13 protein-coding genes are annotated in these 11,632 nt (G+C 65.4%); 8 read left to right on the top strand and 5 right to left on the bottom strand.

Annotation, left to right across the window (positions count from 1 at the left end):
- Positions 1-87: 87 nt before the first annotated feature.
- Positions 88-711: a class I SAM-dependent methyltransferase gene (locus M2334_RS15625; protein WP_264584097.1), complete on the bottom strand. Its 624-nt coding sequence runs from the start codon at positions 709-711 to the stop codon at positions 88-90.
- 172 nt (positions 712-883) lie between these two features.
- Between M2334_RS15625 and M2334_RS15620 the strand changes: the two genes are divergently transcribed.
- The gene (locus M2334_RS15620; RefSeq protein WP_264605905.1) at positions 884-1,891 is read left to right on the top strand and encodes an alcohol dehydrogenase catalytic domain-containing protein; all 1,008 of its coding nucleotides are present in this window, start codon (positions 884-886) and stop codon (positions 1,889-1,891) included.
- 23 nt (positions 1,892-1,914) lie between these two features.
- Here M2334_RS15620 and M2334_RS15615 read toward each other — a convergent pair whose 3' ends face one another.
- Positions 1,915-2,148 (bottom strand): hypothetical protein, encoded by a 234-nt coding sequence (locus tag M2334_RS15615; RefSeq protein ID WP_264578043.1) that lies wholly within the window; start codon positions 2,146-2,148, stop codon positions 1,915-1,917.
- A gap of 156 nt (positions 2,149-2,304) precedes the next feature.
- Positions 2,305-3,210: a LysR family transcriptional regulator gene (locus M2334_RS15610; RefSeq protein ID WP_264605904.1), complete on the bottom strand. Its 906-nt coding sequence runs from the start codon at positions 3,208-3,210 to the stop codon at positions 2,305-2,307.
- 87 nt (positions 3,211-3,297) lie between these two features.
- Here M2334_RS15610 and M2334_RS15605 point away from each other — a divergent pair, with 87 nt between their 5' ends.
- From M2334_RS15605 to M2334_RS15590, 4 genes are all read left to right on the top strand, one after another.
- On the top strand, positions 3,298-4,332 hold the full coding sequence (locus M2334_RS15605; RefSeq protein WP_264605903.1) for an aldo/keto reductase: 1,035 nt from the start codon (positions 3,298-3,300) through the stop codon (positions 4,330-4,332).
- 14 nt (positions 4,333-4,346) lie between these two features.
- Positions 4,347-5,528, top strand: a complete 1,182-nt coding sequence (locus M2334_RS15600) for an MFS transporter (RefSeq protein ID WP_264605902.1) — start codon at positions 4,347-4,349, stop codon at positions 5,526-5,528.
- Positions 5,529-5,642: 114 nt separating this feature from the next.
- The gene (locus M2334_RS15595) at positions 5,643-5,993 is read left to right on the top strand and encodes a DUF2200 domain-containing protein (RefSeq protein ID WP_264576702.1); all 351 of its coding nucleotides are present in this window, start codon (positions 5,643-5,645) and stop codon (positions 5,991-5,993) included.
- A gap of 84 nt (positions 5,994-6,077) precedes the next feature.
- Positions 6,078-6,287 carry a hypothetical protein gene (locus M2334_RS15590; protein ID WP_264571338.1) on the top strand — a complete coding sequence of 70 codons (210 nt, stop codon included), beginning with the start codon at positions 6,078-6,080 and terminating at the stop codon, positions 6,285-6,287.
- A 1-nt stretch (position 6,288) separates the two neighbouring features.
- Here the strand turns inward: M2334_RS15590 and M2334_RS15585 are convergent, their stop codons facing one another.
- Together M2334_RS15585 and M2334_RS15580 are read right to left on the bottom strand one after the other, a co-directional pair.
- Complete coding sequence (locus M2334_RS15585; protein ID WP_264605901.1) at positions 6,289-6,474, bottom strand: YbdD/YjiX family protein; 186 nt, start codon at positions 6,472-6,474, stop codon at positions 6,289-6,291.
- Complete coding sequence (locus M2334_RS15580) at positions 6,471-8,519, bottom strand: carbon starvation CstA family protein (RefSeq protein ID WP_264605900.1); 2,049 nt, start codon at positions 8,517-8,519, stop codon at positions 6,471-6,473. The genes M2334_RS15585 and M2334_RS15580 overlap by 4 nt, the downstream gene beginning before the upstream one ends.
- 246 nt (positions 8,520-8,765) lie before the next feature.
- Between M2334_RS15580 and M2334_RS15575 the strand changes: the two genes are divergently transcribed.
- From M2334_RS15575 to M2334_RS15565, 3 genes are read left to right on the top strand one after another with little or no spacing between them, the layout of a single operon-like run.
- Positions 8,766-9,161 (top strand): hypothetical protein, encoded by a 396-nt coding sequence (locus tag M2334_RS15575; protein ID WP_264605899.1) that lies wholly within the window; start codon positions 8,766-8,768, stop codon positions 9,159-9,161.
- 57 nt (positions 9,162-9,218) lie between these two features.
- Positions 9,219-10,493 (top strand): TolC family protein, encoded by a 1,275-nt coding sequence (locus M2334_RS15570; protein WP_264595258.1) that lies wholly within the window; start codon positions 9,219-9,221, stop codon positions 10,491-10,493.
- Positions 10,490-11,632, top strand: coding sequence for an efflux RND transporter periplasmic adaptor subunit (locus M2334_RS15565; protein WP_264605898.1), 1,143 nt, complete (start codon positions 10,490-10,492; stop codon positions 11,630-11,632). The genes M2334_RS15570 and M2334_RS15565 overlap by 4 nt, the downstream gene beginning before the upstream one ends.

Raw genomic sequence — 11,632 nt, 5'->3', positions numbered from 1 at the left:
TAGATGCTGCGGCCTTGGCCATTGCACAGCCAGACCCGAGCGCCCTCACGCTGAGATCCAACAATTGTGGTGGGGAGCGACGCCGGATCAATCCACCCGGTTCGAAGGGCGAGATCGCTTCGGCTCTCGACACCAATAGAGATGATAAGGCGGCATGTTGAGCCAACGCCGGCGTCGTTTCACTCGTGTGAAGACTTTGCGGAGTGACGGTTCGATCGCCCGACGCACCTGATAAGCGAGGAACTCACCGTCTTCGGTCAGAAGGTGCGCGGCATCCTCCACAATTCTTGCCCTGTCGGACTTCTCCAACGCGGAGAAGGGGAGCCCAGAGAGAATATAGTCTACCCGTCCGACCACGTCGTGCCCGAGGATAGTCTGAGCTTTGAGGGCTGAACCAGTATGTACCGTAAAGCGAGGATCATCGATCGTCTGGCGAAGATGGTCGGCAAGCCCGTCCTCGCTTTCGATCGCGACCAGCTGAGCGTCGCGTGGGAGGTGCGCAAGAATATAGCGGGTAAATTCACCTGTGCCGGGGCCATATTCAACGAACAGGCGCGTTTTGGCCCAGTCGACCCCTTCCAGCTGACGCTCGATGGTGCCCGTCGAGGTGGCAATGGGCGATCCCACGGAAAGGGGCGCCTTGGCGAACTCCTTGAGGAATGTCGTCCAATGCGGTGAGCCACCATTCCCGCCCTGCGACGTGCTCGCCATGGCATATATCCTCCCGAAATCTTCAAGAACAATGTGATCGAGCGCTGTCCGTTCCGGGCTTAGCGTTTAATTGGATACGAGCAGTCGGTTAGGCCGTGTCAGCATTGAGGCGGATAAGATAGAGATGTCCCCCTCGGGCACGGGCCTCGGCGAGAGACGAAAGGGCATATTTGTGAAAGCCGTTATCTTCCAGGCGCTCCACACGCCGCTGGCGTTCGAGGATGTTCCTGATCCGACGCCGGGCGAGGGTGAACTGGTGGTCCAGGTCGGGCGCTGCGGCATTTGCGGCAGTGATCTGCATATGACGCAGGATGCCGCTTATGGATGCAAGCATGGCGATGTGCTGGGCCATGAGTTCGCCGGCGAAGTGGTGGCGCTGGGTCGGAACACGCAGGGGCGCAAGGTCGGCGAGCTCGTCTCGGTCATCCCGCTCAAAAGCTGCGGCGACTGCGAACATTGCCGCAAGGGCGAAGTGCAGTGGTGCGCGTCATTCGGGCTGCAGGGCGGCGGCTATGCCGATTATGCCGTCACCCGCCCGAACCAGTGCGTGCCCTTACCGGCGGGGCTGACGCTGGCGGATGGCGCCATTATCGAGCCGCTGGCCGTAGCCCTGCATGGCGTGAACCTGTCGGGCCTGAAAACCGGTGACAAGGTACTGGTTCTGGGCGCCGGGCCGATCGGGCTTGCGGTGGCCTTCTGGGCCAAGCGGCTCGGGGCGGCCAAGGTGGCCGTGCAGGATATCTCCCCCTCGCAGCAGCAGCGCGCGCACGATATGGGCGCGGACGTGTTCGTGGTGGACCCGCAGAACCCCGTTGAAAGTGCCGTCCAGGGTCTGGGCGGCATGGCCGACATCGTCTTTGAATGCGTCGGCGTGCCCGGCCTGATCGCGCAGGCCGTAGAGCAAGTGCGCCCGCGCGGCACGGTCCTGCTGCTGGGCCTGTGCACCAAGCCGGACACGTTCAACTCCTTTGCCATGCTCGGCAAGGAAGTGCGCCTCGTTACCTCAGCCTTCTTCACCGTGCAGGAATATGAGGCCGCCCTTGCCGCACTGGAGCAGGGCGCCATCGCGCCCCGGCTGATGGTCACCAGCACCATTGCGCTCGCTGAGACGCCCACGGTCTTCGAGGCCCTCAAACAGCGCGGCGAGCAGTGCAAGGTGCTGATCGCGCCGGGCGTCTAGGCCCTCGGCGCTCCAACCCAGCGTCAACGGTCAGCCGTGATGATGGGGTGGTTCTGGCGCAGTTCATCGAGCAGGCTCTCGACCTTTGCGATATCGGAGGTCGAACCGGTCGCATCGACCATCCAGTTGCAATGGGGATGGGTCCTGAGATCGTAAATTCGGATCGGACCGACGACCTTGCGCCAGCGTTGGCGAGTGCCGCCATGGTCACGGACCAGTCGTGCAATGAGAATATCGGCCAGCTGAGATTGGGTCATGGCGCTGCCTATCTCTTGCGGCGCGGCCCGCGCAAGGGAGGAGTGGGCGCCTGATCCGCGGCGCCGTCCCGCGTCACGGCGTCACCGGCGACCAGCTCCCCGAGCCATGAGCGCGAGCGCGGCGGTCGTCTCGTCCACGACGGCGACAGGCGCAACCTAACGCATGTGCTCGATCAAAAAGTCGACAAAGGCGCGCACGCGGGCCGGAAGATTGGCGCCGCCGACGAACACCGCATTGATCTGCTCGACGTCACCGGGGTTATAATCCTCCAGCAGCGGCACGAGCGTGCCGTTGGCGATCTCCTGCGCGACGCTGAAGGCGCCAACACGTGCGATGCCGACGCCCTGCGCAGCGAGTTGGCCGAGCGTTTCGCCATTATTGGCTTCAATGCTCCCCTTCATCGCCAGGGAGAACGCCTCCCCGTCACGCATGAAGGGCCAGACTGGCTCACTGCGGCGAAAGTTGAAGTTCAGGCAATTGTGGCCATGCAGATCCTCCGGCACGCGCGGGGTCCCGGCCCGCGCAAGATAGTCGGGTGAGGCGATGATGACGCGGCGGCTTTCGCCCAGTCTGCGCGCGGTCAGGGCGCTGTCGGCGAGCGGACCGAAGCGGATCGCGACATCGGCCTGCCCCGCCGCGACATCGACCAGCGCATCGGTCAGCGCGATGTCGACCAGAATATGGGGATAAGCCTGCGCGAAGCGGCCGAGCAGCGGCACCACGCACAACCGCCCGTGCGACAGCGCTGCGCTGATCCGCAGGCGTCCGCGCGGCAGGCCCTGATCGGCGATCTGCTGCTCGCTATCGTCGAGATCGGCAAGGATGCGCCGTGCGGCCTGGAGATAGGCGAGGCCTTCCGCCGTCGGGGTCAGCGCCCGGGTCGAGCGGAGCAGGAGCCTGACGCCCAGTCGCGCTTCGATCCTGTCGACCGCGCGGCTCACCGCCGAGGGTGTCAAACCCACCGCACGGCCGGCGGCGGAAAAACTGCCCCGATCGATCGCCGCGACGAATATCTCCATGGCACGCGCACGATCGCCACTCTCAATAACTTTTGCGTCCATAGCAAAGATCCTTGGCTCGAATGCGCACTACAACAGTGGGGCGCTGCGGTCCATTTATGAGTGGAAATCGCAATCGAAGGATCGAGCATGGATTATCGGCAACTAGGGCGCTCGGGTTTGCGCGTGTCGGCCCTGAGTTTCGGCGCCGGGACGTTCGGCGGCAAGGGGCCGTTGTTCAGCGCCTGGGGACAGAGCGACGCTGCCGAAGCGCGGCGGCTGGTCGATATCTGTCTCGATGCGGGCGTGACCCTGTTCGACACCGCCGACGTCTATTCGAACGGCGCGTCGGAAGAGGTGCTGGGGTCCGCAATCAAGGGGCGGCGCGACGCCCTGATGATCTCCACCAAGACCGGCCTGCCGATGGGCGAAGGGCCGCAGGATTGGGGCGCCTCACGGGCACGGCTGATCCGCGCAGTGGAGGATGCGTTGCGGCGTCTGGGCACGGATTATATCGACTTGCTGCAACTCCATGCGCTCGATGCGTCCACCCCGGCGGAAGAGGTCATGGGCACGCTCGTTCGGCTGATTGCGGCGGGCAAGCTGCGCTATGCCGGTGTCTCCAACTATCCTGGCTGGCAGGTGATGAAGGCGCAGGCCGCGGCGGACCGCCATAGCTGGCCGCGCCTTGTCGCCCATCAGGTCTATTATTCGTTGATCGGGCGCGCCTATGAGTGGGATCTGATGCCGCTCGCCGCCGACCAGGGCATCGGCGCGCTGGTGTGGAGCCCGCTCGGCTGGGGACGGCTGACCGGGAAGATCGGGCGCGGCCGACCGATCCCCCCGGGCAGTCGCCTGAATGAGACAGAGCAATTCGCGCCGCCGGTTGCGGAGGACCATCTCTATCGCGTGATCGACGCGCTGGAGGCGGTCGCAGCCGAAACCGGTAGGTCCGTGCCGCAGGTCGCGATCAACTGGCTGCTGGGCCGACCGACCGTCTCCTCCGTCATCATCGGCGCCCGGAATGAGGCCCAGTTGCGTGACAATCTGGGCGCGGTCGGCTGGGCTTTGACGCCCGAACAGATTGCCGCGCTGGATGCGGCCAGCACCGTCATGCCGTCCTATCCGCATACGCCCTACCGCCAGCAGGACGGCTTTGCCCTGCTCAATCCCCCCATGGTCTGACGGGAGTGAACCCTTTGAAACTGAATCCCGGCATCATCGCACTGGCCATCGGTGCGTTCGGCATCGGCGTGACCGAGTTCGCACCCATGGGCCTGCTCCCGGTCATCGCCGGCGATCTTGGCGTGTCGATCCCGACCGCCGGCCTGCTCATCAGCGCCTATGCGTTCGGCGTGATGCTGGGTGCGCCATTAATGACCCTGACCACTGGCCGGGTGCCGCGCCGCACGCTGCTCATTGCGCTCGCCGGCATCTTCACGCTCGGCAACCTGCTGGCTGCGATCTCGACCGGATACGGGATGCTGCTGGCGGCGCGGCTCGTCACCTCGCTCAACCACGGCGCCTTTTTCGGCGTCGGGGCGATCGTGGCCGCGAGCCTGGTGCCGCCCGAGCGCAAGGCTGGTGCAGTCGCGGCGATGTTCATGGGGCTGACCATCGCCAATGTCGTCGGCGTCCCGCTCGCGACCTGGGCGGGCGAGCATCTGGGCTGGCGGATGTCGTTCTGGGGGATCGCCGGACTGGGCGTCGCCACCATCGCCGCGCTGCGGCTGACCCTGCCGATCTTGCCTGCGCCCCAAGGCGGCAATGCCATTGCCGAGTTGCGCGTGCTGAAGTGCGGCCCGGTGCTCGCCGCCTTGGCGCTGACCGTGATCGGATCGAGCGCCATGTTCACCGTATTCACCTATATCGCGCCCATCCTGCGTGCAGAAACGCATGCGTCGCTCGGCTTCGTGACGGCGATGCTGGTGACCTATGGCGTCGGACTCACGGTGGGCAACTGGCTGGGCGGCATCTTCGCGGATCGCTCGGTCGATCGCACATTGATGGTGACGCTCGCCGGGCTGGCGCTGGTGCTGGTTGCGTTCGCGGTCCTGATGCCCTTCGCTGCGCCAACCGCGATCCTGATCTTTCTCTGGGGCGTTGCAAGTTTCGCGCTCGTCCCGCCGCTTCAGGTGCGGGTGATGGCTGCCGCAGCGGATGCGCCCAATCTGGCGTCGGCCGTCAACATCGGCGCCTTCAATCTCGGCAACGCGATCGGCGCCGCCATCGGTGGCGGTGTGATCGCTGCGGGACTTGGCTATCGCGCTGTCGCCCTGGCAGGGGCCGGCGCCGCAGTCATCGGCCTGATCGCCGTCGTGGCCGCGGTGTGGACATCGCAGGCCCCCCAACGTCAGGAACCGAAAATTTGCGATGCTTGAACGGTGTTGAGACGCAACCACCTCTCTGCCACGGAACGGTCATTCCGGCAGAGCACTTGCTTATCGCCGGTCCTCTATTCATGCTTCGAGGACGATCATGTGATGGAGCGGCCGATGGCAGGGCATCGTATCTATTCAGTCAGTGTCGCAAGCGTCTATCCTCTCTATGTCGCCAAGGCAGCCAAGAAAGGGCGCACAAAGGAAGAGGTGGACGAGATCTTGCGCTGGCTGACGGGGCACAGCCAAGAGTCCCTCGATAGCGTGCTGGCCGCCGGCACCTCATTCGAGGACTTCTTTGCAAGCGCCCCCTGCATGAATCCCGCGCGTTCCCTGATCACCGGCGTAGTCTGCGGGGTGCGCGTCGAGACGATCGAGGAAGGCACCATGCGCGAAATCCGCTATCTCGATAAACTGATCGACGAACTCGCGAAGGGCAGGGGCATGGAAAAAATCCTGCGCGGATAGAATGATGGAGAAAGCCGCACCGTTGAACGCGCGCGGAACTGGCTCCTGCGGCCTCCGTTTCCAAAGCAGAAACGGAGAAGACACATGGAAGAACACAACCCTCGACAAAAGCCGGAACGGGATCGGTCCATGCCGGACGGCCGGCCCGAGCCGTCCAACCCCTCGGTCGTCCCGAACACCGATAAGCCACAAGGTCGCGAGCGCGATTATATTGAGGATGGCCAGCGAAAGGCCGAGCGCGACGAAAAGCAGATGCGGGATGCAGGTTTTGGTTCCGAGATAGGCGCCGAATAACCTAGCAGCACTTGCCTCCGCCAGCGCCCCCATAGCGCGCCTGCTCACGGTTACGGAAAAACTCGGTCCGCGTCATCGGTTTGGCCTGGGGATGGTGGCGCGCCATATGGGCCAGATAGGCCTCATAAGGCGGTTGCCCGACCATCAGGCGCCCGGTGGCGCGCAGCCGGTGCCACAGGCCGCTCATTCCGCCGGCACCATTTGGGCCGGGGCTTCATGCGCCGTCGGAGCGGGATTGCGCAGGCTCGCCAGACATGTCCGGATGGTGAAGAAGAGCAGCGAGAGCACCACGGCGACAAACAGCGCACAAAGACCGGCATTGATCCGATCATTGAAGATAATGGCGTTCATCTCCGCCATGGATTTTGCCGGGGCCAGAACTTCGCCCCGCGCGGCGGCGTCCGAGAAGCGCCGGGCATGCGCGAGGAAGCCGACGGCCGGATCGCTCGACAGGAGCTTGAGCGCGCCAGCGCTCAGCGTGCAGACCAGCAGCCAGAGGGTGGGCACCACGGTCACCCAGGCGAACCGGTGCTGCTTCATGCGGAACAGAACCACCGTGGAGAGCATCAGTGCGACGGCCGCGAGCATCTGGTTGGAGATGCCGAACACCGGCCAGAGCGTGTTCACGCCGCCCAGCGGATCCGTGACGCCTTGATAGAGGAAGAAGCCCCAGCTCGCCACGCAAAGACCCGTCGCGATCACCCCCGGCAGCAGGGCGTTGCCCGCGCGGAATGAAGGAACGGCGAGGCCGATCAGATCCTGCAGCATGAAGCGGCCGGCGCGCGTCCCGGCATCGACGGCCGTCAGGATGAACAGCGCCTCGAACAAGATGGCGAAATGATACCAGAACGCCTTCATCGCCGGCCCGCCGACGACATGGCTGAAAATCTCGGCCATGGCGACGGCGAGGGTCGGCGCGCCACCGGTTCGCGAGACGATGCTGTGCTCACCGACATCGCGGGCGGTCTGGGCCAATGTGTCGGCTGAGACCGGAAAGCCCATGGCGGTGACCGCGGCCGCTGCGCTCACGGGATCGCCGCCGGTGATCGCGGCCGGACTGTTCATCGCGAAATAGATGCCCGGATCGAGGATCGAGGCGCCGACCAGCGCCATGATCGCCACGAACGCTTCCATCAGCATCGCGCCATAGCCGATAAAGGGCGCATCGGTTTCGGCCGCGATGAGCTTGGGCGTCGTGCCGCTGGAGATGAGCGCATGGAAGCCTGAGACGGCGCCGCAGGCGATGGTGATGAACAGGAAGGGGAAGAGGCCACCCGACCAGACCGGACCGCCCCCGCCGACGAACTGGGTCAGCGCCGGCATCCGCAGCGGCGGGGCCATGACGATGATGCCGATCGCCAGCGCCGCGATCGCGCCGATCTTGAGGAAGGTCGACAGATAATCGCGCGGCGCCAGCAGCAGCCACACCGGCAGGATGGAGGCGACGGCGCCATAGCCGATGAGGATCCAGCAGAGCTGCGTGGGCGTGAAGGTGAAGATCGGTCCCCAGACGGGGGACGCGGCGACCGATTGCCCGTATAGGATGGCGAGCATCAGCCCTACGAAGCCGAGCAGCGAAACCTCGCCAATGCGACCGGGGCGGATCCAGCGTGTGTAGATGCCCATCAAAAGGGCGAGGGGAATGGTGGCGGCGACGGTGAACATGCCCCAGGGGCTCTCAGCCAGTGCGCGCACGACGATGAGGGCGAGCACCGCGAGGATGATGACCATGATCAGGAAGGCGCCGGCGAGCGCGATCGTGCCGGCGACCGGCCCCATCTCCATGCGGACCAGTTCACCGAGCGATTTTCCGTCGCGCCGCATCGAGATGAACAGCACCATGAAATCCTGCACCGCGCCGGCCAGCACGACGCCGAAGATGATCCAGAGCGTGCCGGGCAGATAGCCCATCTGCGCCGCGAGCACCGGGCCGACCAGCGGGCCGGCGCCGGCAATGGCCGCGAAATGATGACCAAAGAGGACGCGGCGATCCGTGGGCACATAATCCAGCCCGTCACCCCGATACTGGGCCGGCGTGGCGCGAGCAGGATCGAGCCGCATGACGTGCCGGGCGATGTAGAGCGCATAATAACGATAGGCGACGAGGAAGATGCTGACCGCGGCGATCACAATCCACAGCGCGTTGACTGCCTCGCCGCGTGCCGTGGCGACGATGCCGAGACAGACGGCGCCGATGATCGCGAGGATGATCCAGAAAATATGCTTCACCATGTCCGCCCCTAAACATTCCATCCTGGATTCGCCGCAATGCCCACTGCGCGCATGAGCTGTCGTAGGCGTCACGTACACGCTTTCCAAGCCGGTCCCGCAAGCTTGCGCGAGGGTGACCGCGTAAAGCCTGGCGCGTGATGCGAAAACCTCCGCCGCTGCTCACGTCGGCGAGCACGTTATGCCTGCTGCCCATCTCGATAACGGGGCATCGCTCTCGCCACCTCCAGCGGCGCGCAAATCATCCTTATGCGTGAAGAGCTCATTCCGAAAAACACGGTTACGTCGTGGCGTCTGGGTGGTAAGGGACGGATGATGCGCAAGCTTCTCCCTTTGCTCGCCTGCCTGATGCTGGTGCTGTCCGGCTTCGCTGGCATAGCGCACGCTGCTGAAGCGGTGGGTGGGAGCGTGCTTGGCGCCGAACTTGCGGTCCACGCACCGGGTGACGGTGACGAGGTGCCCGCCGACAGCGACAATGGACTGCCGCATCATCATAATCCCTGTCACGGACATCATGTCGGGACGCCTGCAACGATCATCGGGGCACAGGCGAGCCTGGTGACGAACGATCCCGAGCGGCGCCATTTGCGCGCGCCGCTGCCGGATGCCCGCGGCGGCGTCTTGCCACGGCCGCCCCAAGCCTGACGGTTTCGCCGGCCGGCGCATGCCGGCCTGACGATCAGCTGTCAGGAAGAATCACTCATGAAGAAATTGCTCGCGGCGATGCTCGCCGCAGCGTCCTGTGCCTCGACGGCGCAGGCGCAACAGGGGCGCGTATCGGCCGATGCTGCGGCGTCGATCCTCACGCTTGAACAGGCAATAGCCGCGGCGGGCGGCGCTGCACCGTCAACCGACGCTGCCAAAGCCGCTATCGAAGCCGCCCGCGCCAACCGCATGGTTGCGGGCCTGCGTCCCAACCCCTTGGCGCAGGCGCAGGTCGAGAATGTCGTCGGCACCGGACTATATAGGGGGCTCCAGAGCGCGGAGACGACGATGGGCGTGACATTGCCCATCGAACTCGGCGGCAAGCGCAACGCGCGCGTTGCTGTCGCCACCGCGCAACTTTCACGTGCGGAATTGGAGGCAGCAGTCGTCGCGGCCGATGTCCGCCTTCAGGTCACGTCGCTCTATGTCGAGGCGATCGCGGCGGAAAGACGGCTCGCAACCGCCCATGACCAGCTCAGGATCGCGAACGATGCCCTGCAAGCGGCACGGGTGCGCGTGCAAGCCGGCCGTGCTTCACCGCTTGAAGAGCAGCGTGCGGATCTCGCCAGGATCAACGCGGCGGCGAGCCTGGAACGCGCGGCCCGGCTTGCGGATGTCGCCCGGCTGAACCTCGCACGACGGCTTGGCGGTTCGATTGATGGTGCGCTGGACATCGGGCTGCTGGACCAAATTCCGACAGCATCCTATGGCCCGACGATCGCGCCGTCAGCGTCCGGCACGCTCACGCTTGCGGCAGCCGACGCCGATCTTGCCGTCGCCGATGCCGGCATCCGTCTGGCGCGCGCCAATCGTGTGCCCGATCTTAATATCGGGCCGGCGCTCCGGCGTCTGGAAGCGACCAACGACACCGCCGCGGCTTTCGCCATCTCGATTGCAATCCCGCTGTTCAACAACGGGCGGGCGGCGGTGGCGCAGGCTAGTGCCGAGCGCACAAGGGCTGAGGCGCGGCGGCGCATGACGGCGCTCGATGTCGATCAGGCGATTGCCGAAGCGCAAGCTGAAGCAGCCAACGCCGAAACGACCGCACGCGCGGCCGCCGGCCCGGCGCTTGCGGCCGCGCAGGAGGCGGCCCGTATCGCACGGATCGGCTATCGCGAGGGCAAGTTCAGCCAGCTCGATTTGCTCGACGCCGAGCGCACGCTCGCGGACACCCGCGTCGCTGCGATCGATGCCCTCGCCAATTATCACAATGCCCGTGCGCGGCTGGAGCGGCTGACCGCTCCCGCGCCTCAAGGGGGAAACCAGTCATGAAGAAAATCAAGCTTGCGGGCGCATTCTCGCTCGCGTTCATATTGGCTGCCTGCGGTGACGGCGCTTCGACGAACGAGACCGCGCCCGAGCAACCCAAGGAAACCGGCCATGCGGTTGAAGGCGTCATCACGCTCTCGACCGAACAGATCGCGGCGGCAGGCGTGCAGGTTGCCGGTCCGCTGATCGGCGGCGCCGGCACGATCGAACTGCCCGCGACGATCGATGGCGATCCGCAGGCGACACAGGTCGTCTCGGCGGCGATCGCGGGTCGTGTCGTCGCGCTTAACCGCAATCTCGGCGAAAGCGTTGCCCGCGGGCAGACGCTTGCGGTGATCGAGAGCCGCGAGGCGGCGCAGCTCAAGGGGGCGGTCGAGGCGGCCCGGGCACGGCTCGCCCTCGCCAATTCCAATCTCGCGCGCGAGCAAAGGCTGTTTTCTCAGCGCGTTTCACCTGAGCAGGATCTGATCGCGGCGCGAACCGCGGCAACCGAGGCGCGGATCGCACTCACTCAGGCGCAAAGCCAGGTTTCGGCAACTGGGGGCGGTGGGGGCGGGCTCAATCGCCTCGGCATCGTTGCCCCCCTCTCGGGCCAGGTGATCGCGCGACCTGTCGTGCTCGGTCAAACAGTTGCGGCTGACGCCGAGCTGTTCCGGGTCGCCAATCTGTCGAAGGTGTCGCTAACGCTCAGCCTCAAGCCCGAGGATGCGGGCCGCGTCCGTCCCGGTGCGCCCGTGACGGTCACCGCAGCAGGACGCTCGGCAATCGGGCAGATCAGCTTCGTGTCGCCAGCGCTCGATCCACAGACCAGGCTGGTGCCGGCGATCGCATCGCTCGACGATGGCGGCGGCGTCTGGCGCGTTGGCGAGGCGGTTACTGCGTCGGTGCAACTGGCTGGCGGCGGCGACGGTCCCGCCTCTGTGCGCGTGCCCTTGACGGCCGTTCAAACGGTCGAGGGGAAAACGGTTGTGTTCGTGCGGACGGCCACAGGCTTCAGGGTCACGCCGGTCCAGCTTGGCGATCCCGCCGGCGACACCGTGCTGATCCGCTCCGGGCTTTCAGGCCGTGAGCGGATCGCCACCACCGGAAGTTTCACGCTCAAGGCCGAACTCGGCAAGAGCGAAGCAAGCCATGAGGACTGA

Source organism: Sphingobium sp. B11D3D (assembly GCF_025961755.1).
In the GTDB taxonomy this organism is placed as follows: Bacteria; Pseudomonadota; Alphaproteobacteria; order Sphingomonadales; family Sphingomonadaceae; genus Sphingobium.
This window is presented reverse-complemented; position numbering and strand designations above follow the sequence as displayed.

What these genes read in the sequence shown, in the direction of transcription:
- M2334_RS15595 (WP_264576702.1), top strand. Translation starts at nt 5,643, where the DNA reads ATGGCAGGGCATCGTATCTATTCAGTCAGTGTCGCAAGCGTCTATCCT.
- M2334_RS15605 (WP_264605903.1), top strand. Translation starts at nt 3,298, where the DNA reads ATGGATTATCGGCAACTAGGGCGCTCGGGTTTGCGCGTGTCGGCCCTG.
- M2334_RS15575 (WP_264605899.1), top strand. Translation starts at nt 8,766, where the DNA reads ATGCGTGAAGAGCTCATTCCGAAAAACACGGTTACGTCGTGGCGTCTG.
- M2334_RS15580 (WP_264605900.1), bottom strand. Translation starts at nt 8,519, where the DNA reads ATGGTGAAGCATATTTTCTGGATCATCCTCGCGATCATCGGCGCCGTC.
- M2334_RS15615 (WP_264578043.1), bottom strand. Translation starts at nt 2,148, where the DNA reads ATGACCCAATCTCAGCTGGCCGATATTCTCATTGCACGACTGGTCCGT.
- M2334_RS15585 (WP_264605901.1), bottom strand. Translation starts at nt 6,474, where the DNA reads ATGAGCGGCCTGTGGCACCGGCTGCGCGCCACCGGGCGCCTGATGGTC.
- M2334_RS15610 (WP_264605904.1), bottom strand. Translation starts at nt 3,210, where the DNA reads ATGGACGCAAAAGTTATTGAGAGTGGCGATCGTGCGCGTGCCATGGAG.
- M2334_RS15570 (WP_264595258.1), top strand. Translation starts at nt 9,219, where the DNA reads ATGAAGAAATTGCTCGCGGCGATGCTCGCCGCAGCGTCCTGTGCCTCG.
- M2334_RS15565 (WP_264605898.1), top strand. Translation starts at nt 10,490, where the DNA reads ATGAAGAAAATCAAGCTTGCGGGCGCATTCTCGCTCGCGTTCATATTG.
- M2334_RS15590 (WP_264571338.1), top strand. Translation starts at nt 6,078, where the DNA reads ATGGAAGAACACAACCCTCGACAAAAGCCGGAACGGGATCGGTCCATG.
- M2334_RS15625 (WP_264584097.1), bottom strand. Translation starts at nt 711, where the DNA reads ATGGCGAGCACGTCGCAGGGCGGGAATGGTGGCTCACCGCATTGGACG.